The organism is Chryseobacterium sp. CS3K3.1, from assembly GCF_059515165.1.
The window spans coordinates 15,408-34,661 of sequence record NZ_JCAKRV010000013.1; the positions used below are offsets into that span (position 1 = coordinate 15,408).

The window sequence follows — 19,254 nt, forward strand, 5'->3', positions numbered from 1 at the left end:
ATGAATGTAATCAACGAAGCAGGAATTCTTGCCATATCCACAAGGCTGCACCGTCTCAGTGAACAATTGAGGAAAGACGGAGCATTGATCTATAAAGCATTTGGAATTGATTTTGAGCTGAAATGGTTTCCGGTTATTTTTACCATTTATAAAAAAGAAATAGCAAGTGTAGTAGAAATAGCCAACGAGATCGGTTATACCCATCCATCCACCATAACACTGCTCAAAGAAATTGAAAAGCAGGAGTTGATCCAATGGGAAAAAGATAAACAGGACGAGCGCAAAAGGCTTTTTAAACTCACTTCAAAAGGGCAGGAGCTCATTGAAAAAATGAAACCCGTTTGGGAACTGATGTCTCAGATTTTAGGTGATATTGCAGATAATAAAAATAATCTGCTGACTGCCATTGATGAAGCAGAAGAGAAAATTGCCAATCAGTCTTTTTACCAGAGAGCGATGCAGGTGAAGAACACGAAAAAATAATTTATTCTGTTATAATGTCAAGTGGATCTCTTACAGGCATAATACTTTTTAAATATTCTTTATCTTCTGCAGTTAACTCAGCTATACCCAGTGCAATATCTTCCCATGCTTTTCCGTCTTGACGTGTAAGGGCAAATTCAATGGATTGAATTTTAGGCTTTTTATTAAGACCCAATATTCTTAAATCTATTCTTTGTCCTTCTTTTATTTTACCTTCTGCAATTTGTCCTAATAAGAAAAAATTTCTTCCTGTAACTTGAAATGTATTATTGAGTTGAAATTGAGCAACCGTTAAATGATGCCAGTTATATCCACAATATCTGCATTGCTTTGCACGTGGAGTACGGGCTAGTTTGTGGCATTTTGGACAATTGTTGAAAAAAACTTTTTCAGGAGTTTCTTTCATGATCCGGGTTACAACATTTTGTTCAAAAACTTCATATCCATGCTCTAATAGTTGTATGACTTCAGGATCAGAATTTATCCAGCCTCGCTCAATCATTATATTTCTCATACGTGTATTTTCAGAGCTCTTCAAAGTGTACATATGATGATTCAGTGCTAAAGCTTCATCCTTGGTCATTAATTTGCTAAAATATCTGATAATATAATCTATAGTTTCTCTGTCCATATCCAAGTGAAAAAAATAGAATATTTTTTAATGATTTATTTTGCCTAATTTATCATTTATTTCTTGAAGATAAGTTTGCGTATTATGAAATTAATATTTAATACTGACAAACTATTGTCACTAAAGTATTTTAATTTTACATCATCAATAAAATAAAAGCTATGGGAAAAATTGCAGAGAAACAAACTTTCAATGTTAATACCAGGGCAGAATGGCGGCAATGGCTGGAAGAGAATCATCATACGGAACAATCGGTATGGCTGATCTGCAATACCAGAAAATCCAATTTACCCAATGTTTCCTGGAGCGAACTGGTAGATGAAGCGCTTTGTTTCGGCTGGATTGACAGTACAAGAAAGACTATTGATGAAGGCTCGTTTATGCAGTTATTCAGCAGACGCAAGCCGAAAAGTACATGGTCTAAAATCAATAAAGAGAAGGTTCAGAAGCTGATAGAAAATAATCTGATGATGAAAGCAGGATTTGAAACCATTAGAATTGCCAAAGAAAACGGCTCCTGGACTATTTTAGACAGTGTGGAAGACCTGATAATTCCGGAAGATCTGAATGAAGCATTTAAAATTCATGAAGGTTCTGAAGCCTATTTTCAAAGTTTGAGCAAATCCATAAAAAAAATGATGCTGCAATGGATTGTTTTGGCCAAAAGACCCGAAACCAGAAAAAACCGGATTGATGAAATTGCAAGACAGGCTGCTCAGAACAGGAAGCCTAAAAACTTTTAATTTTTTATTGATGATTAATAGATATAAAAACAGGCTGTTCCAAAAAGGAGCAGCCTGTTTAATAGTTTCATTATTGAAATGATATTGTATTAGAATCTCAAAGTCGCTGCAACAGACCAGGTTCTTCCAAAACCAAGGAATCCTGTATTACCGTCTGCAACACCCTGATATACTCTGCCAGCTTCCTGATATGTTTTTCCGGCATCAGGGCCATTGGCAATTTTATCGCCCGCGAAGATATTGGAGCTTAATTCAGAAATATAATATTTGTTGAATAAGTTGTATACGTTTGCTCTCAATGTCAAAGATTTTTTCGCATCAAGCGTGAATTTGTAAGAAGCTCCTACATCAAACAGGTGATAGCTTGGCAATTTTACAATTCCTTTTTCTCTTGCCGCTTCAGTAAGGAAATTGATCGGGTTGAACTGAGCATACAGCTTGTCATAATATTCCCAGTTGGCATCGATACTGAATGCTTTGGTAATATTGTAATCTGCTCCGATGCTTGCTGTTGTCTGGGCCGCATCTCCAACCTTCAGGTCTTTGATATTGATCATTCCGGTTGCTCCTGCTATTTCCTGGTTGTTCTGAACATCCAAGATGTTGAAGTTAGCGTTTCCTTTATATTTCCAGTTCCCCAATGATACCATTCCTCTCAGTCTAAGATTAGCGAAAGGTCTTGCTTTGGCTTCCAATTCGATTCCCTGGTGTAGTTGCCCAACGTTCAATGCATTATAGAAATAGGCATTTCCAAGGGTTAACTGAGAGAATTTGGCAACATCTGCAGCCGTAGCATTGAATGTTCTTGAAATGAATCGGTCATCCCACTGTGTTCTGTACGCATTGATGTTCACATCCACATAACGGGATTTGAAACCGTAACCTAATTCCACAGAGAAGATTCTTTCATTCTTGGCATCATTGTAAATATTCTGGTTTGAAGGGAATAAAGCATTGAATAAAGGCTGTCTTGAAATAATTCCTGTATTGAAAAATACATTGTGGTGATCGTCAATATTATAGTTGGCACCTCCTTTTACAATATAACCTGTTTTATGATACCATTTTGTTTCCTGGTTCCCTGGAGTGTACAGCATATAATCCCTTCTCTTGTAATATTGCTCGGAAACAGATCCCTGAACGGATGCACTTAGCTTTTCAGAGCTGTATTCAACCATACCGTAGATACCTGCCCATTTTACAAGACCTTCGTTGTGTATGGATACTTTCTGAGCATCTTTAAGCTTGGTAAGCGGCTCCGGTTTTACAGTTTGATTAATATAATATCCTTTTGGCGCATTGGCTGTGGAGGGAACAAATAGCGCATCAGATCCTAACATATCAGTTACAATGTCATACAAAGCTCCTTTGTACGTTTTAAGATCGATACCTCCGTTGAAAGTCCAGTTGTTCTTTTTGTAATTAAGGTCTGCGATTACACCATACCAGTCATGAGCATTGATACTCTGCTTTCTCACGATACCAGTGGTTCCGTTCAGAGTAGAGACATATTGTCCGTTATAATCACCGGGAGATCCTGCAGGTGCCGTAAAGGTAGATTTCTGGAAAGTATTTCCGTTATAATCTGTTACCATACCGCCTCTGTTGTAACGGTAAATCATATCCCAGTTAATCGTACCGTCTCCTCCTGCACCATAATTCATGAAATTCATGGTTTGTCCTGCAGCGTTTTTGATAGAACCGTTAAGTCCTGTACCTCCGCCACCGCGTCCCCATGAGCCGTAAACTACTGTAGATAATTTCAGGTTGTCATTCATGGTCCAGTCCCAGTTCAAAGAGGCGATAGGCTTATGATAGAAATTAGGAGCTAAATTGAATTGAGAACCATTCAGCATTCCCGTTTGAGGGTTGTATCTTCTTCCATAGGTTTCAAACTGCTGCAGTGTTGCTACGTTCGCTCCAGTTGCAGAAGACCTTCTCGTATCGTGTACCTGTGGTGCTCCGGTTGCAATTAAATTGAATGCATGTTTGTCATTAGGCTTAAATCCTGTTGAGAAAAACCATGAGTAACCTTCTCCTTTTGTTCCGTTGATGTATCCGTCACCTTGCCAGCGGGAAAGCAATACGGTTGTTCCCCACTTGTTTTTTAATCCCGAAGAGTACATTGCTGATATTCTGGAGTAGTTATCGTTTCCGACTTCTCCTTTGATCATTGCTTTTTGCTCGGAATCGGTAGCTTTGGTTACAATATTGATCGTTCCTCCAACAGAAGGTACTACAAATTTGGAAGCACCCAATCCTCTCTGAATCTGAATATTGCTGGCAATATCAGCCAAACCGGTCCAGTTGGACCAATACACGGTACCTCCCTGCATGTCATTCACCGGCTGCCCGTTGATGATCACAGCAATATTAGCTCCGTCAAAACCTCTCATGTTGATTCTGCTGTCTCCGAATCCTCCACCTACTTTCGTTACGTAAACGGATGGAGTAGACTTCATAATTTCAGGGAATTCTCTGTTTCCCAGTTTCTCCTGAATTTCTGCAGCCTTAATGTTGGAAACCGCAACAGGTGTTTTTCTCTCTTTGGCTGTTTGGGAAAGGTTTCTACCTACCAACATAACCTCATCAATAGATTTGGATTTCTCTAAAGAATCCTTCGTACTCTGCCCATAATAGATGGCGGCCGTAGGTAATACAAGCGCTATAATTAGTCGCTTTTTAAAAGTAATGCTCATGAAATAAACTAGCGTGTTTGATTTTTAAGGCTGCAAAGATGGATAATTATTTTTTAATTAAGTATTAAATCTTAACGAAGTGATTTTATTCAGTTGTTGGAATGTGCTTTATTTCTCACTTTTTGGAATGTGTTAATTATTCCACATCTTTCGTTTACAATTTGTTATAATAGAGAATGATGAAAAAAATGGGTTGTTTTTAACGGATAAAAATAATTATGCGGTTCTCCACATTTTTAAACAAAACTCAATATTGTTGGAAAATATACTATAATAATAGCTAAGTCGTAAAAAGGTATAGATGACTTGAATCATAATTTTTATGCTGTTGTTTTGATAACTTGTATTACCATTTTATTCAAAATCGTATTATTTATGAAAAAAAATTTTTTTGAAAGGTTTTCAGACCGTGTTGTCTGTATAACCGGAAGTCCGGGTGCTTTTATTACAGCAAGTTTACTGGTTATTGTCTGGGCTGTATGCGGACCTCTTTTCAATTATTCTGAAACCTGGCAGCTTGTTATCAATACGGGTACCACAATTGTAACTTTTCTAATGGTATTTCTGATTCAAAAAACTCAGAATAAAGATTCTAAGGCTATTCAGATAAAACTCAACGAATTGATAGCCTCCTACGAAAAGGCCAGTAACAGACTGGTGGATATTGAAGATCTGACGGAAGAAGAACTGGACAAGCTTCACAAATATTATGAGAAACTTGGACAACTATCCCAAGAAAAAGAACATTCACAGGATCCCGTGCAAAAATAGTCTTAATACTATTATAATATATATAGCATGATTTTAAAATCTTCTCAAATTGCCCACGCTGATTCACTGTCAGTGAAATCCCTGGTGCATTTCGTCATAGAACTCGAGAAACTGTTTAAACGTATCGGAGAGTATCTTCTTTCCGGACAGGAAACCGTTTCAACAGCTGAAAGTGTTACAGCCGGATTTTTACAGTTTTCGTTTTCCCAGATGAAGGATGCCTCCCAATTTTTTAAAGGCGGCATGACAGCGTATACTTTAGAAGAAAAGGTAAACCTTCTTGATGTAGATGCTATGGAAGCCAGACAATATAACTCTGTATCTCCTCATATTGCTGAGACAATGGCGTTGCAGGTAGGTAAACTCTACAAAACCGACTGGTCTATTGGAGTAACAGGATATGCCACTCCGGTGGAAGAATCAGAAGGGAAGCTCTTCGCTTACTTTGCCATTGCTCACAAAGGAAAAGTGGTTCTTTCAGAGAAATTAGATCTGCACTCCAGAACCAAACCTGTTAATGCCCAGCTCTATTACAGTGAATTCATTCTGGGATGCTTTAAGCTGGAACTGGATAAGAACCGGAAAAACAAAGAATAAACCTATTTCAATAATAAACTATAATCACACCTATGAAAGATTTACAACTGAAAAATAAATCTGTCCTTATTACAGGAGCAGACAGCGGAATTGGTAAAGCCATCGCTCTTTTATTTACTCAGGAAGGAGCTGATATTGCCTTCATACACTATCATGATGCCAAAGATGCCATGAAAACAGTGGATGAAATAAAAAAAACAGGAAGAAAAGTCCTTTCGTTTGAAGGAGATATTAATGACAGCAAATTTTGCGAATCTGTTGTTAATGAAGTTGTGGCCAAACTGGGCGGAATAGATATCCTGATTAATAATGCCGGAACCCAGATTCCTTGTGAAAGTATAGAAAATCTTAAAGAAGAGGATATCCGCAAAACTTTCGATTCCAACATTATTGGAATGATCCTGCTCACAAAGATTGTATTTCCTTATTTAAAACAAGGGGATTCTATTATCAATACTACTTCAGCTACTGCCTATCTGGGACATGAAGAATTACTGGATTATTCAGCAACCAAAGGAGCCATCGTTTCGTTCACCCGTTCACTGGCATTACAGGCTAAACCTAAAGGAATAAGGGTGAATGCTGTTGCACCCGGACCGGTGGCCACGCCGCTTACGGAAAAAACATTCGGAGAAGAAGATGAAGATCAGAATAAACCGCCGCTAGAACGTAATGCTTCTACCGAAGAAGTGGCAGCAAGTTTTCTATTTCTTGCCACAGATGCTTCATCACAGATAACGGGACAGGTTCTTCATCCTAATGGAGGTTTAATTGTTAACGGTTAATCTTAACGGATATGAATGGAGTTATTATTCAGTTTTTCCATTGGTATCATCCCGGAAACCTATGGAATGAGTTTGCTGAAAAAGCAGAATATTTAAGAGATTTGGGGTTTACTGCCGTCTGGTTTCCTCCTGCCAATAAATGCAGTCTCAATAGGGAAGGGCGTGGCTATGATGTATATGATCTTTATGATTTGGGAGAATTTGATCAGAAAGGAAGTATACCAACACGATATGGGACGAAAGCTGAATATTTAATGGCTATAGAGAAAGCACATGAAGCGGGAATGTCTGTGTATGCGGATATTGTTTTAAACCACAGGATGGGTGGAGATGAAGAAGAAAAGATTATGGTACATCAGCTGAATGAAGAAAACCGTAATGAAAGAATCTCTGAAAACATGGAGGTTTCAGCCTATACGAAATTTACTTTTCCGGGAAGAAAAGGAGTGTATTCGGACTTTATATGGGACTGCCACTGTTTCAGCGGCATTGACTATGTGATCAGAGAAGGTGAGGAGATGAAGGGAGTTTTTAAAATCCATAATGAATATGGTGAGGACTGGACAGATGCCGTAAGTCATCAGTTCGGTAATTATGATTATCTGATGGGAGCTGACATAGAGTACCGTAATCCTTATGTTGTGGAGGAAATGAAAAACTGGATCAGATGGTATATGGAAACAACGAAAGTAGATGGTATCAGATTGGATGCCTTAAAACATATCTCCTCCGACTTTTTGAAAGACTGGATCTCCTATATTAAAACAGAAGTAAATCCTGAATGTTTTGTTTTAGGCGAATTCTGGAAAGACGAGGCAGAAAAAATTGAGTATTTTTCCGATAAAATGTCTGATCTTATCTCTTGTTTTGATGCTCCGCTGCATTATAATTTCTTTAAAGCATCACAGGATGGTAAAGATTATGATATGAGCCGGATTTTAAAAGGAAGCTTCCTGGAGAAGAAACCGGTATTCTCAGTTTCTTTTGTTGAAAATCACGATACACAGCAGCTTCAGGCTCTTGAATCTGCGGTGAAAGACTGGTTCAAACCCTTGGCTTATGCTATTATTCTTCTTACCGATGAAGCTTATCCCTGTATCTTTTATCCTGATCTTTTTGGTGCAGACTATATCGATATAAAAGATGAACAGGAAGTGCATATCATCATGCCGAAGGTTGAAGAACTTCCTGGTCTGCTTGAAGCGAGAAAGCTTTTTGCATATGGTGAGCAGATCGATTATTTTGATCATCCCAACTGCGTGGCTTTTGTACGGAAAGGAGATGAAAAGCATCCGGGATGCATTGTAATTTTGTCTAACAGTGAAGAGGGTTATAAAGAAATAGAACTGGGAAAAGAACATGCGGATTCGGTTTATACCGATTTTTTAAAGAACCGTCATGAAGAAATTGATACGGATAAAGACGGGAAAGCGGTGTTTACTGTAAATCCGGGTTCAGTAAGTGTATGGGTAAAAAAACAAACACCGTAATCATAGACAAATTTTCAGACCTTTTATTCTCTGCAAGCAGCTGTCCTGATTCTATCTTACAATATAAACTCTGGTAATTTTAGATACCACATCTTTGTATTTCAGGTAAAAATGGTCTTATAGTTGCAGATTTACCACCAATCAAACACTAAATTATTATATTATGGAAACTAAAACGGCAACCAAAAAATCACCAGCCAAAAAAACGACAACAGCAAAAGCAACAACCAAAACTCCTGCTAAAAAAAATGCAGCCAAAAGTTTGGAAGATCTTTTTGAAGATGCGCTGAAAGATATTTACTGGGCTGAAAAAGCACTATTGAAAGCGCTGCCGGCAATGATGAAAAATGCAACCAGTGAAAAGCTTAAACAAGGAATTGATAAGCACATCACGGAAACGGAAGGCCATGTGGAAAGACTGGAAGAATGTTTTAAAGCATTAGGGAAAAAAGCCCAGGCAAAGAAATGTGATGCTATGCAGGGACTACTGGATGAAGGAAAGAGCATCATGGAAGAAACAGAACCCGGAGCAGTAAGAGATGCAGGAATTATTGCAGCAGCACAGAAAGTTGAACATTACGAAATCGCTACATATGGCACACTTGCTGCATTTGCTAAAGTATTAAAAGAAGAGGATTGTCTTAAAAACCTTTTAAGCACACTGGAAGAGGAAAAAAAATGTGACGAACTGCTTACAAAAGTTGCTGATACCAATCTTAACAGCAAAGCAATGTAAATACAATCTTTAAAAAAGGAGACCTGATTTTTTCAGGTCTCTTTTTATTGTAATCCGGAAAGGGTTCAAATGCAGCATTTTTATTCTGGTTGATTTGTATCAGTTTTAGTATATTTGTGGATATTATTTGTATCAATTTGGTTTTTAATAATGAACTGTAATGAATACCCAAACTGTTACACTGTAAAAGAAAACGGTATTCCGCCATTTATAAAGTTTAAAAATGACCCAACTTAGCCTGTTCGACTCAGCAGACCTGTACGAATTTCCAAAAGACCTTCTGGAATACAGAGAACATTTCCTGAATCAGGAAGAAGCTGACCGCCTTAAAATTCATCTGCTTGAAACAGCTCCGTGGAAACAACGTACCCAGAAAATGTATGATAAAATGGTGCTGACACCACGCTTAACCGCCTGGTATGGAGATGAGAAAAATGCTTATCCTTCAGACAATGAACTGGATGCCCATCATTGGACACCCGAACTGTTTTCTTTAAAACAAAGAATAGAAGAAACATTTGGCTATCAGTTCAATTCCGTATTATTAAACCTTTACAGAGATCATAACGATTCTGTTGCCTGGCATCGGGATAAGGAAAGCAGATATGGGAAACGTCCGGTGATTGCATCAGTAAGTCTGGGGCAGACCAGAAATTTTGATTTCAGGAAAAAAGACCATCATCAGAGTAAATACAGCCTGCCTCTCCCTCACGGATCATTATTGATTATGAAAGGAGATCTTCAGGAAAACTGGGAACATCGTATTGCCAAGTCTCTAACCTCTATGAAGGAGCGTATTAATCTTACATTTAGGTTGGTTAATAAGTCGTAAAATATTTACTCATAATGTTTTATGAGTAGGTTATAAATGTTTTAATCTTTTTTTTGGCAGATAAATTGTTGCATTTATAAACAAAGTCATTGTTTGACTTCTCTATATCACCATTTAAAATTTATTATTATGAAAAATCTTGTAGTAACAATTTTTGCATTGGCTGCTTTAACGGCCTGCAAAAAAAACGAGCCGACAACCACAAGTCAATCTGAGGAAAGTACCACAATGTCTGCACCTGCAGAATCCGGTATGACGGTAAGCGACTCCACAAAAATGACAGACAACAAAGAACAGAAAAGTACTCTCAGTGACAAGGACAAAAAGTTTGCAGATGCTGCAGCAATAGGAGGACTGATGGAAGTAATGATGGGGAAACTGGCCGCAACAAACGCTGAAAACTCAGTCGTAAAATCTTTGGGAGCAATGATGGTAACCGATCATTCCAAAGCGAATGACGAACTCAAGAATTGGGCTTCAGGAGCAGGGTACACCTTACCCACAAGCTTGGATGCCGAAAAGCAGAAGATGTATGATGATCTGAAAGCTAAGAAAGGAAAGGACTTTGACAAAAAATATACAGATCTTATGGTCAGTGATCATAAAGAAGATGTAGAAGCCTTCAAAAAAGAGGCATCTGAAGGAACAGAAGCTTCATTAAAATCTTTCGCAGCGAAAACACTTACTACACTTGAACATCATTTGCAGGAATCGGAAAAAGCTAAAAATGCAGTCAAATAATATTCAGTTTATATGACCTGCATCATAAATATGAACATAAAGTATTTAATAATTTTGATGTGATTAAATATTATTTTGTTCTTGATTATAGTAAGCTCCTCTTTTGAAGAGGAGTTTTTTGATTATTCTTTCTTTTTATATTCTTCAATTTTCTTAAACTGTCTGTAAGAATCTTTAAGGATGCGAAGCTGTTCAGACACAACCTCACTACTTTTGGGGCTGAGATCACCTGTGTCCAGGGCATTTTGATAGGCTTCAATAGCTGCTTTTTCGCCAAACACTACATTTTCTAATGTAGATTCTATCAGGTTTCCCATGGTAAAAGAATTTTTAATGTCAATCCATGTTCTGTGAACAGCTCCTGCCATGGACGGTGAGTCCTCCGGAATACCTTGCTTTTCTGTGATGAGGTTAACCAGTTCATTTTTCATGATTTTCGACTGCGAAATCATATGTTCGTACTCATCTTTTACATCCGGATACATTTCCCAGACTTTCCCTTCAACTTTTTCAAAACCTTCCTTTCTGTCGTTGGTAATGTGGAGTAAGTCATTAAGTACCGATATTTCCTGTTGATGATCCATAATATAATTTTTAGATTAACGATAAAAATAAAACTTATCCGGTGAACTCTTTATAATCCTGATCATATCTGAAAAATAAATAGCCAAAGTCCTTTCTTTTTCCGGCAAAAAACTGCACCTTTGCCCAACAATGGGGTGCTACAGATAACAGTGGCTGAGATGATACCCAGGAATATACTTCCACACCTGTCCGGATAATGCCGGCGTAGGGATTGCTTATTGATCATCTCATCATTTGATTTCTAATAATTAGTATGATGCAGGACATTTTAAAACAAATTACCTTACCGGAATGGTTTGGAGTCTTATTTTCAGTAATCCAGGTTTTACTGGCCCGTAAAAACAATGTCAACAACTATCTTTTCGGAATTGCAGGTATTCTGCTTACACTCTATGTAATGCTGACTTCGAAGTTGTATGCTGAATTTACCTTAAATCTTTATTATCTGATCATGAGCATCTACGGATGGCTGTACTGGAAATTCGGGAAACAAAGATCCGAGATGGAAATCTCTGTTACCTCAACCTCAGAAAAATGGATTACCGGAGGAATTGTGCTGGGAACGTTTATTTTATTCTGGTCCTTTCTGACCCATTTTACCGACTCGGATGTTCCGGTCTGGGATTCTCTGGTGAGCGCTTTCGCCTGGGCCGGAATGTGGCTGATGGCAAGAAGAAAAATTGAAAACTGGGTGATACTCAATGTCAGTAATCTTATTTCAATCCCGCTAATGATTCATAAAGAATTATATCTCTATGCTGTTTTAACGTCGTTTTTATTTTTAGTGGCCATTTCCGGATATATAGAGTGGCAGAAAATCATTAAATCCAAAGCTAATGCTGAGTATTAAAGAGATCAGGCAAGAACTTCAGGGTGCCTCTGTAATTTCTGATAAAGTAATGCAGCATATTCATGAGGAAGGATTGCTTAAGATCTGGGTTCCTCAAAAATACGGCGGACTCGGCTGTCGTTTTGAAGAAGGGCTTAAGGCCTTATTTAGCTGGGCTGAAACCGATGGAAGCTTTGGCTGGATGCTGACACTTTGTGCCGGTGCCAATTATTTTTCAAGAAACATCAGACCTGAAATTGCTCAATTACTCTTCACTCATTCTGAAACCTGCTTTGGAGGAAGCGGAATGGTTGGCGGTACCGCAGAAAAACAGGATGACAGTACGTATCTGATCAACGGTTCATGGAATTTTGCAACAGGAGCACCTCATCTGACGCATTTTACATTGAATGCCAGAGTTATGGAAAAGGGTAAGGCTATAACGGATAAAGACGGCAATGAGATTATCCGTTCATTCATCGTTCCGAAAGAGGAGGTTCATATTATCCCCAATTGGAACTCTATGGGAATGAAAGCCAGCGGAACCTATTCCTTTACTATTAATAATGTCTTTGTCAGTGAAGATTACAGCTTTCTTTATGATACTTTTTTCACAAATGATATTCTGGACAGCATTCCGTTCCGGGTTTTTGCCGACTTGACACTCCTGGTCAATTATCTTGGAATAGCTTCTCATTTTATTGAAGAGGCAGGGCGTATTCGCCCTGAAATCAATTTCAAACATTTTACTGAATCTATTGAAAAACATTTGGAAAAGGTATTCAGCATAGCCGGAGAAGTAGAACAAATACTCGGCGGTCACAAAGAGATTGCGGAGGGTAAACAACACGTGATTCATCTGTATGGAGTAGAGCTGGTTCAAAAATTATCCCGTCAGATTCTCACGGTTTATACACAGCTGGGAATCCGCGCAACGGATATTGATTCTGCAGTGTACCAGGTATTCTGCGATTATTTTACCGCGGCTATGCATTCCAATTTCAGGCCTTCTGCAGATGATCCGGACTTTTCTTTTTGAGTTAAAGTTTCAGAAAATAATTCTGTTAATGAGTGTTTTATGTGAATATTTTGTTAATAATGTTCTTTATAGTGAATATTGTATAATAAATTTTAATTATTTCACTATATTTGGAATAAACTAAAACCTGAAATAAGCCCAACATAAAACCTGCTGAACTAAAGCAAATCAGATTACAAAACATTATGAAAGACTTATTTTCACTCAACGGAAAGAGGAAGGATCACGTAATTATGTATTTTAAAAAAGAGAGGTATCCATTGGTAGAAAATGATAACTGGATTACCATTACCGTTAAAAATTGGTACCGGACAATGATCATATCCTGTTTGATATGCAATGACTTGGTAACTTTAATTATCGTAAGGACAAAACTCACCCCATTTTACGAAAAATATACCGTACTGTAAATTGATCCCTGTTGATACTTTTGTAAAAACGCGTGGCCCGAGCAGTTGATGGTGATATTGATCCCCGGAAGAAGTTGCATTCTTATCTGGCAAGCCATTCTTCCCGAAGAACTGCATAAATAACATCATCAACCCATTTGTTTTTCCAGAACAGACTTTTTACAAAATGACCTTCTTTTCGTAAACCGATTCTCTCCATCAATAGAACAGAAGCGGTGTTATCCGGATCCACAGACGCTGTAATTCTGTGCTTATGTAAATCATTAAACAGGTAACTTATGATGCCTTTTAAAGCCTCAGAAGCATATCCTTTTCCCTGAAAAGACGTATTTAATGTAATTCCCAGTTCTACCTGTGCATTTTCATCTCCGGTAAAATGAATTCCGATATCTCCGATAACTGTTTTTGTTTCTTTATCCGTAATCAACAGCTGATACCAGCTTTCAGGCTGGTTGAATTCTCTGGTATTTCTTAGGATAAAACTTTCCACCTCTTCAAGGGTTTCAGGAATCCAGCCTTGAAATCTATTCGCTTCAGCATCGGAACGGTAATCGAAGATGTCCTGTTGATCCTCCATCGTAATATCCCGTAGAACCAATCTTTCTGTGTAGAGCTGCATAAGGGTAATATAATTTCGGACAAAAATAGGGGTAATTGGTAGTTATTCAATGGGGAATTCAAGTTTTTATGAAGATTAAAGCTAATTTATTTCAATAAAAACGATAAAATATTTGCAAATACCATTTAAATACTTACTTTTGTACCGCTTTAAAAAATAAAATACGGGGGATTGGCGCAGTTGGCTAGCGCGTTTGACTGGCAGTCAAAAGGTCACGGGTTCGAATCCCGTATTCTCCACTAAAGAGCTGTAATACAATGTATTGCAGCTCTTTTTTATGATTAATATTTTGTCCCCGCAATTCCAACAGAATATGCTAGATTTGAAATAAAAAATTAAGCATGGAATTTTCTCCTTTTAATCCTGTGATTAAGCTTTGTCTGCAAGGAATGGATTTTGAAGACAAAGGAATGCCTGAAAAAGCAGGTGAATTATTTTTGCAAGCCTGGGAAGAAGCTACGGATGACCATGAAAAGTTTCTGGCAGCTTATTATCTGTCATGTAACCAGAAAACCACTGAGGATCAGTTGAAATGGCTTGGAACTTCTTTAGAATTTGCTTTAAAAATTAATGATGATACTGTTAAAAGCGCGTTGCCTGCTCTTTATCAGTACATTGCTCAATGCTGGGAGAAGACGGGAGATACAGAAATGTCAAAAAAGAATGCTGAACTGGCATTACAGTTAAAAAAACATCCGTCCGATCAAGGGCCTTTTTACCACGGGACCAAAGCAGATTTAAAAATTGGAGATTTACTGACAGCAGGTGGAGATTCCAATTATCAGTCTGACCTGAAAATGAATCATATCTATTTTACCGCTTTGGTAAACGGAGCAGGACTTGCTGCTGCATTAGCAAAAGGAGAGGGCACAGAACGTGTGTATATTGTAGAACCAACAGGAAATTTTGAGAATGATCCCAATGTTACCGATAAGAAATTTCCAGGAAATCCCACCCGCTCTTATCGTTCCGAAATGCCTTTGAAAATTATCGGAGAAGCAGCTGATTGGACCAGACCCGCTCCTGCAGATCTTCAGAGATTTCGCGAAAAGCTGGAAAACAATAACGGGGAGATTATCAATTAGTGAACAATGGAAAACAGCTGATTATGATTGTACTCATAAAAGTCAGGGTGGATATTTCATACATTTGGGATAAGTTTTTCATTCATCCAATAATAGTTTCTAGCCTCTTTTTAGAGGCTTTTTAAGTAAAAAGTTAAATTTTTCATAAATTAAATCGCCCTTTAATGAATATTCATATATTTGAATGAACTAAAACATTTTAAACCATGAAAAACTTAAAGAAAATCTCGAGAGAAGAATTAAAAACAGTTAAAGGAGCAGGACCTAATGTTCCGGCATGTCCTCCCGGTGCTTTATGGAGATGTGATGCCATTGGTGTTTGTTCAGAAGATTTTGATCAATGGGACTGCCTTTGTGGTTGCTATCCGGCAACGCTTCCTTTACCAAGATAAATCAAAATCCTCTTTCAGAAGGTTTTTATTAACAAAAACAGCCACAATATTTTCATTGTGGCTGTCTTTTTGAAATCAAATATCGACTATTATAAAGATCTGGAGCGGGCAATATTAATAAGGTACAAAAGGTGTGCGTACATGCTTCGCTTTACAGATTCAATTTTTATGTCTCCGGTAGTCTGATTGATCGTTGTTACCAGATCGGTATTACATTGACCGGCAAAATTACCGCTTCCCAGATAGTTCACTGTATTGGTACTCGGATAAGAAATTCTGGGGTAGTCGGGTGCGGTCTGGTTAGCAATAGGTGTTGTATTGGCAAATCCTTTATTATCAACATATCGGGCTGTCCATGTGCCTAAGAACTGTCCATTGGAGGTATTGATCCCTTGCCCCACAATGATCTGAGTATCTACTGGATTGGTAAATCCTGCACAAGAAGTGTAATGGTTTACGGAAACTGTACAGGAAGATGCATTATCACCAGGCTGAAAACATTTTCCTTCGTATACAGTTGACCTCTGTTCACTGGAAGAGGTTGAAGTGTTCAATATAGCCTTTGGAGCAAAAATTTCCTCAGGAGAAATAAGAGTTAAAACTCCCTGCGCATCCGCCGCAACAATCTTTTTTTCGGCATTTGAAAGTCCTCTTACTCTTACCAGGCCATTTACGTCTAAAGTATGACTTGGAGTGGATGTGTTAATCCCAACCTGTGCCGTTGAGCTGCCAAAAATAGCAAGTGCTCCCAAAAATAATGTTTTTGTTTTCATGTAATTTTTAGAAAAGGTTAAATTTTTCACTAAGGTAAGAAATATCTTTAAAACATACCATAAATGATCTGAAATCTGATATAAAGTAATTGTAAACAAATTTTGAACATATTGCTATCTAACTTAAACCTTATATTTTTAATTAACTCAAATTTGTACAGTCTCTGTTTGTTTGAAAAATATTTGTATTTTAGCCGAAATATGTTGTTTTTTAATAAACATATTGGACACTGATTAAAATTCAGATAATTTGAATAAAAAAATTAGTAGATTTGCACGGAACAAAAAAATAATACATATTAAGCAATATTCTCAGTCAGCTGTACTTTTAGAAAGAAGGCACGTGAGAATAACAGAATTTAGGTTATAAACTACTGAAACTATGAAGAAACTTTTTTTACTTTTATTTACGGCGTTTTTATTTATCGGTTGCAGCTCTGATGATGATACTATTTATGATTATGTAGGAACATGGTCTGGTTCTTATCAAGGAGGAGATAAAGGAGTTTGGAACTTCGTGGTAGATGAGAGTGGTAAAGTAGTGGGAACAATGCATTCCGATGTCAATAATGAAAACTATAGCATTACCGGAAATTTAAGTGAAAGCGGGGATCTTAACGCCAGGGTAGGGCTTCCTTCACAGGGAGATTTTAAAGGAACCTTAACTACAGACAAGAAAGGAAACGGAAACTGGTCCAACTCACTTCCGACACCTTCCATATCAGGAAGCTGGAAAGGAGAAAAGAAATAAGACAAGAAAGTCTGCAGGATATCCTGCAGACTTTTTTATTTACAAAAATCCCATGTGGGTAATCTCATCATTTTCATTTTTCACTGCTGCAAAACAGAGCAGAAAATCCTCATCAGAAAAATATTTTTTTAACGGTTGATCTTGCTCTTGCTCTTGATTCCAACTCATAATCTCTTCATTGCTTTCTACGGTATAATTTTCAGAATCCAGTTTTAAAGTTAAAATCACCGCATGGTCTGATGTACAATCATCATTTTTATACAGAACATGATCTTTAATCCTTATACATTCAGAAACATTTTTAACACTGCCGAATTGAAATGCTCCCAGCAATTTTCTTCCTGCTTCAGTCTTTAAACCGTTTTCAACTGTTCTTTTTCCCCTTTCAGAAATTGTATCCAAATCTTTGATGGCTGTCATCACCTTGGCAAACTTCTGGTAGAGCAGGGGATCTCCTGATTCTTTAATATAGGCATCCAGACTTTTCCGGATAACTTTTCCCATTTTGGAACAATGCCCGAATTCAGAACTGTTCTGTCTTACCTTTTCATATGACGGATTCTTTTTAAACGCAGCTTTATTAAACCCGCTTTTCTTCCGAACCACATTTTTGCCGTTCAGGTTATAAAATACCAGGTCGCCCACCGCTCCTTTAATCTTGATTACACTTTCATAGGTTGCCATATCATTAAAATAGAAATCAAATATACCAATAAATAATGAAAATCAAAATTTTAACATATATTTATAATATAGTTGTAGTATAGTTGTACTATAATTAAAATATAAAATGTATATTTGTGGTACGTTTTGTTAATTAATTATAAATCAGAAGAGTATGGGAACGGGATTATTTCAACAAAAAATGACAATAAAGCAGATTGCTGTTGTATTGGCAGCCTCTGTTTTGGTAGTTTCCTGCGGATCCTCGAAAAGTGCTTCCGCCAGTAAAAAATCAAATACAAAGAGTGTTGCAAAAGCTGAAAACCTCAGAAAACTGGATTCAAAATTTAACGGAAGTGTATCCAGATCAATCAATGATATTCTGAAAGATGCAGAAAAGTATATCGGAACACCCTATAAATTCGGAGGAAGTACTTCTTCAGGATTTGACTGCTCAGGATTTACCGTAAAAGTATTTGAAGAAAATGATTTTAATCTTCCGAGAAGATCCTCTGATCAGGCCGGCGCCGGAAAAAATATTGATATCAAAGACGTAAAACCCGGGGATCTCTTATTTTTTGCAACAGCCGGAGGAAGCAGAGTCTCTCACGTAGGGATTGTTCATGATATCGGTCCTGATGGAGAAGTGAAATTCATTCATGCTTCTACTTCAAAAGGTGTCATTATTTCATCTCTGAATGAAAAGTACTGGAATAAAGCCTATCTTCATGCTCAAAGAGTGTTGTAAATATTCTATCAATAGAAACGGGCTTTAGCCCGTTCAATAAAATGGCAATCAATCAATTGGCTTTAGCCAAAACTTATATTATCATACTCTTTCACCACCCCGTCAAAAATTCTTTGAATTTTTCACCACCCCTCCGGAGGAGGGGAATTTTTAGATTTCCGTTTGTAATTTTTCTGTAAGCAATCATTGCAATAGCATTGCATCCCAAAACTTAGCAAATTTGCCCAAAACAATTATCATATGGCAGATTTTATCAGATTTTTTATCCCTTTTTACTTCATTATTTTCTTTTTGGTCTCTTTTGTAGGAATTAGCTACAAAGTGGCTCAACAAATTGGTAAAAATCCTAATGTCCTTCCCAAAGATGATTCTGCATACGGATTGGTAGGATTTTATTTTAAGCTGATTTTATTTGCTTTGTTTATGTATACAATACTTCTTTTACTCTTTCCGAAGGACATGTTCTCTGCTTTTAAAATCAATGCTTTGGAATATAATCTCATTCAATACACAGGGTTGGGTTTAATGATGATGGCCTTGATCTGGGTTGTTATTGCCCAGTTGCAAATGAAAAATTCATGGCGTATCGGGATTGACAGTACAACGAAAACGGATTTGGTAACCCATGGATTATTCAGGTATTCGAGGAACCCCATATTTCTGGGTATGACTATCAGCCTTATCGGATTTTTCCTTGCTTTCCCTACTGTAATTGCTTTTGCTTTTGTACTGACGGGAAGTATTTTGATGCAGATTCAGATCAGGCTTGAAGAAGAGTATCTCTTAAAAGAACATGGCCAAATTTACGTGGCCTACAAAAAGAAGGTGAAGCGCATGTTGGGTCTTTATTAA

General features: G+C 37.4%; 22 protein-coding genes and 1 tRNA gene. 17 read left to right on the forward strand and 6 right to left on the reverse strand.

Features of this window, described 5'->3' with window-relative positions:
- The gene (locus tag AC5YGI_RS13425) at positions 1–483 is read left to right on the forward strand and encodes a MarR family winged helix-turn-helix transcriptional regulator (protein ID WP_454510651.1); all 483 of its coding nucleotides are present in this window, start codon (positions 1–3) and stop codon (positions 481–483) included.
- A gap of 1 nt (position 484) precedes the next feature.
- On the opposite strand, the gene AC5YGI_RS13430 is transcribed toward AC5YGI_RS13425, so the two are convergent.
- A complete protein-coding gene (locus AC5YGI_RS13430; RefSeq protein WP_496168620.1) occupies positions 485–1,114 on the reverse strand; it encodes a hypothetical protein in 630 nt (209 codons plus the stop codon).
- A 161-nt stretch (positions 1,115–1,275) separates the two neighbouring features.
- Between AC5YGI_RS13430 and AC5YGI_RS13435 the strand changes: the two genes are divergently transcribed.
- Positions 1,276–1,857, forward strand: a complete 582-nt coding sequence (locus AC5YGI_RS13435; protein ID WP_454510649.1) for a YdeI/OmpD-associated family protein — start codon at positions 1,276–1,278, stop codon at positions 1,855–1,857.
- 89 nt (positions 1,858–1,946) lie between these two features.
- On the opposite strand, the gene AC5YGI_RS13440 is transcribed toward AC5YGI_RS13435, so the two are convergent.
- Positions 1,947–4,556: a TonB-dependent receptor gene (locus AC5YGI_RS13440; protein ID WP_496168622.1), complete on the reverse strand. Its 2,610-nt coding sequence runs from the start codon at positions 4,554–4,556 to the stop codon at positions 1,947–1,949.
- A 375-nt stretch (positions 4,557–4,931) separates the two neighbouring features.
- Here AC5YGI_RS13440 and AC5YGI_RS13445 point away from each other — a divergent pair, with 375 nt between their 5' ends.
- From AC5YGI_RS13445 to AC5YGI_RS13475, 7 genes are all read left to right on the forward strand, one after another.
- The gene (locus AC5YGI_RS13445) at positions 4,932–5,327 is read left to right on the forward strand and encodes a low affinity iron permease family protein (protein WP_395973470.1); all 396 of its coding nucleotides are present in this window, start codon (positions 4,932–4,934) and stop codon (positions 5,325–5,327) included.
- 27 nt (positions 5,328–5,354) lie between these two features.
- Positions 5,355–5,924 carry a CinA family protein gene (locus tag AC5YGI_RS13450; RefSeq protein ID WP_330746281.1) on the forward strand — a complete coding sequence of 190 codons (570 nt, stop codon included), beginning with the start codon at positions 5,355–5,357 and terminating at the stop codon, positions 5,922–5,924.
- Between the two features lie 32 nt (positions 5,925–5,956).
- Complete coding sequence (locus AC5YGI_RS13455; RefSeq protein WP_496168625.1) at positions 5,957–6,709, forward strand: SDR family oxidoreductase; 753 nt, start codon at positions 5,957–5,959, stop codon at positions 6,707–6,709.
- Between the two features lie 11 nt (positions 6,710–6,720).
- Complete coding sequence (locus AC5YGI_RS13460; RefSeq protein ID WP_496168626.1) at positions 6,721–8,199, forward strand: alpha-amylase; 1,479 nt, start codon at positions 6,721–6,723, stop codon at positions 8,197–8,199.
- Positions 8,200–8,362: 163 nt separating this feature from the next.
- A complete protein-coding gene (locus AC5YGI_RS13465) occupies positions 8,363–8,935 on the forward strand; it encodes a YciE/YciF ferroxidase family protein (RefSeq protein WP_454510643.1) in 573 nt (190 codons plus the stop codon).
- 223 nt (positions 8,936–9,158) lie between these two features.
- Complete coding sequence (locus AC5YGI_RS13470; RefSeq protein WP_330746285.1) at positions 9,159–9,767, forward strand: alpha-ketoglutarate-dependent dioxygenase AlkB family protein; 609 nt, start codon at positions 9,159–9,161, stop codon at positions 9,765–9,767.
- Positions 9,768–9,896: 129 nt separating this feature from the next.
- Positions 9,897–10,508, forward strand: coding sequence for a DUF4142 domain-containing protein (locus AC5YGI_RS13475; RefSeq protein ID WP_496168628.1), 612 nt, complete (start codon positions 9,897–9,899; stop codon positions 10,506–10,508).
- A gap of 122 nt (positions 10,509–10,630) precedes the next feature.
- On the opposite strand, the gene AC5YGI_RS13480 is transcribed toward AC5YGI_RS13475, so the two are convergent.
- Positions 10,631–11,092: a PA2169 family four-helix-bundle protein gene (locus AC5YGI_RS13480; RefSeq protein WP_496168630.1), complete on the reverse strand. Its 462-nt coding sequence runs from the start codon at positions 11,090–11,092 to the stop codon at positions 10,631–10,633.
- Positions 11,093–11,346: 254 nt separating this feature from the next.
- Here AC5YGI_RS13480 and pnuC point away from each other — a divergent pair, with 254 nt between their 5' ends.
- Together pnuC and AC5YGI_RS13490 are read left to right on the forward strand one after the other, a co-directional pair.
- Complete coding sequence (gene pnuC, locus AC5YGI_RS13485) at positions 11,347–11,943, forward strand: nicotinamide riboside transporter PnuC (protein WP_454510640.1); 597 nt, start codon at positions 11,347–11,349, stop codon at positions 11,941–11,943.
- Positions 11,930–12,961, forward strand: coding sequence for an acyl-CoA dehydrogenase family protein (locus AC5YGI_RS13490; protein WP_496168631.1), 1,032 nt, complete (start codon positions 11,930–11,932; stop codon positions 12,959–12,961). Before pnuC ends, AC5YGI_RS13490 begins: the two co-directional genes overlap by 14 nt.
- 492 nt (positions 12,962–13,453) lie before the next feature.
- On the opposite strand, the gene AC5YGI_RS13495 is transcribed toward AC5YGI_RS13490, so the two are convergent.
- On the reverse strand, positions 13,454–13,990 hold the full coding sequence (locus AC5YGI_RS13495) for a GNAT family N-acetyltransferase (RefSeq protein WP_330746290.1): 537 nt from the start codon (positions 13,988–13,990) through the stop codon (positions 13,454–13,456).
- 165 nt (positions 13,991–14,155) lie between these two features.
- Here AC5YGI_RS13495 and AC5YGI_RS13500 point away from each other — a divergent pair.
- The 3 genes from AC5YGI_RS13500 to AC5YGI_RS13510 all read left to right on the forward strand — a co-directional run bounded on the left by AC5YGI_RS13500 (position 14,156) and on the right by AC5YGI_RS13510 (position 15,467).
- Positions 14,156–14,229 (forward strand) — tRNA-Ala (locus AC5YGI_RS13500).
- 411 nt (positions 14,230–14,640) lie between these two features.
- A complete protein-coding gene (arr, locus tag AC5YGI_RS13505; RefSeq protein WP_442879197.1) occupies positions 14,641–15,075 on the forward strand; it encodes an NAD(+)--rifampin ADP-ribosyltransferase in 435 nt (144 codons plus the stop codon).
- A gap of 206 nt (positions 15,076–15,281) precedes the next feature.
- Entirely contained in the window at positions 15,282–15,467 is a 186-nt protein-coding gene (locus AC5YGI_RS13510) for a bacteriocin-like protein (RefSeq protein ID WP_330746292.1), read from the forward strand.
- 89 nt (positions 15,468–15,556) lie between these two features.
- Here AC5YGI_RS13510 and AC5YGI_RS13515 read toward each other — a convergent pair whose 3' ends face one another.
- Entirely contained in the window at positions 15,557–16,240 is a 684-nt protein-coding gene (locus AC5YGI_RS13515) for a hypothetical protein (RefSeq protein ID WP_330746293.1), read from the reverse strand.
- 382 nt (positions 16,241–16,622) lie between these two features.
- Between AC5YGI_RS13515 and AC5YGI_RS13520 the strand changes: the two genes are divergently transcribed.
- A complete protein-coding gene (locus tag AC5YGI_RS13520; protein ID WP_330746294.1) occupies positions 16,623–16,991 on the forward strand; it encodes a hypothetical protein in 369 nt (122 codons plus the stop codon).
- A 39-nt stretch (positions 16,992–17,030) separates the two neighbouring features.
- Here AC5YGI_RS13520 and AC5YGI_RS13525 read toward each other — a convergent pair whose 3' ends face one another.
- Positions 17,031–17,675, reverse strand: coding sequence for a hypothetical protein (locus tag AC5YGI_RS13525; RefSeq protein WP_330746295.1), 645 nt, complete (start codon positions 17,673–17,675; stop codon positions 17,031–17,033).
- Between the two features lie 181 nt (positions 17,676–17,856).
- Here AC5YGI_RS13525 and AC5YGI_RS13530 point away from each other — a divergent pair, with 181 nt between their 5' ends.
- Both AC5YGI_RS13530 and AC5YGI_RS13535 read left to right on the forward strand, forming a co-directional pair.
- On the forward strand, positions 17,857–18,402 hold the full coding sequence (locus AC5YGI_RS13530; RefSeq protein ID WP_330746296.1) for a C40 family peptidase: 546 nt from the start codon (positions 17,857–17,859) through the stop codon (positions 18,400–18,402).
- Positions 18,403–18,642: 240 nt separating this feature from the next.
- On the forward strand, positions 18,643–19,254 hold the full coding sequence (locus tag AC5YGI_RS13535) for a methyltransferase family protein (protein WP_496168633.1): 612 nt from the start codon (positions 18,643–18,645) through the stop codon (positions 19,252–19,254).

Bases quoted from the DNA above. Each gene is read 5' to 3' on its own strand.
- AC5YGI_RS13425 (WP_454510651.1), top strand. From the start codon at position 1: ATGAATGTAATCAACGAAGCAGGAATTCTTGCCATATCCACAAGGCTG.
- AC5YGI_RS13430 (WP_496168620.1), bottom strand. From the start codon at position 1,114: ATGGACAGAGAAACTATAGATTATATTATCAGATATTTTAGCAAATTA.
- AC5YGI_RS13435 (WP_454510649.1), top strand. From the start codon at position 1,276: ATGGGAAAAATTGCAGAGAAACAAACTTTCAATGTTAATACCAGGGCA.
- AC5YGI_RS13440 (WP_496168622.1), bottom strand. From the start codon at position 4,556: ATGAGCATTACTTTTAAAAAGCGACTAATTATAGCGCTTGTATTACCT.
- AC5YGI_RS13445 (WP_395973470.1), top strand. From the start codon at position 4,932: ATGAAAAAAAATTTTTTTGAAAGGTTTTCAGACCGTGTTGTCTGTATA.
- AC5YGI_RS13450 (WP_330746281.1), top strand. From the start codon at position 5,355: ATGATTTTAAAATCTTCTCAAATTGCCCACGCTGATTCACTGTCAGTG.
- AC5YGI_RS13455 (WP_496168625.1), top strand. From the start codon at position 5,957: ATGAAAGATTTACAACTGAAAAATAAATCTGTCCTTATTACAGGAGCA.
- AC5YGI_RS13460 (WP_496168626.1), top strand. From the start codon at position 6,721: ATGAATGGAGTTATTATTCAGTTTTTCCATTGGTATCATCCCGGAAAC.
- AC5YGI_RS13465 (WP_454510643.1), top strand. From the start codon at position 8,363: ATGGAAACTAAAACGGCAACCAAAAAATCACCAGCCAAAAAAACGACA.
- AC5YGI_RS13470 (WP_330746285.1), top strand. From the start codon at position 9,159: ATGACCCAACTTAGCCTGTTCGACTCAGCAGACCTGTACGAATTTCCA.
- AC5YGI_RS13475 (WP_496168628.1), top strand. From the start codon at position 9,897: ATGAAAAATCTTGTAGTAACAATTTTTGCATTGGCTGCTTTAACGGCC.
- AC5YGI_RS13480 (WP_496168630.1), bottom strand. From the start codon at position 11,092: ATGGATCATCAACAGGAAATATCGGTACTTAATGACTTACTCCACATT.
- pnuC (WP_454510640.1), top strand. From the start codon at position 11,347: ATGATGCAGGACATTTTAAAACAAATTACCTTACCGGAATGGTTTGGA.
- AC5YGI_RS13490 (WP_496168631.1), top strand. From the start codon at position 11,930: ATGCTGAGTATTAAAGAGATCAGGCAAGAACTTCAGGGTGCCTCTGTA.
- AC5YGI_RS13495 (WP_330746290.1), bottom strand. From the start codon at position 13,990: ATGCAGCTCTACACAGAAAGATTGGTTCTACGGGATATTACGATGGAG.
- arr (WP_442879197.1), top strand. From the start codon at position 14,641: ATGTCAAAAAAGAATGCTGAACTGGCATTACAGTTAAAAAAACATCCG.
- AC5YGI_RS13510 (WP_330746292.1), top strand. From the start codon at position 15,282: ATGAAAAACTTAAAGAAAATCTCGAGAGAAGAATTAAAAACAGTTAAA.
- AC5YGI_RS13515 (WP_330746293.1), bottom strand. From the start codon at position 16,240: ATGAAAACAAAAACATTATTTTTGGGAGCACTTGCTATTTTTGGCAGC.
- AC5YGI_RS13520 (WP_330746294.1), top strand. From the start codon at position 16,623: ATGAAGAAACTTTTTTTACTTTTATTTACGGCGTTTTTATTTATCGGT.
- AC5YGI_RS13525 (WP_330746295.1), bottom strand. From the start codon at position 17,675: ATGGCAACCTATGAAAGTGTAATCAAGATTAAAGGAGCGGTGGGCGAC.
- AC5YGI_RS13530 (WP_330746296.1), top strand. From the start codon at position 17,857: ATGACAATAAAGCAGATTGCTGTTGTATTGGCAGCCTCTGTTTTGGTA.
- AC5YGI_RS13535 (WP_496168633.1), top strand. From the start codon at position 18,643: ATGGCAGATTTTATCAGATTTTTTATCCCTTTTTACTTCATTATTTTC.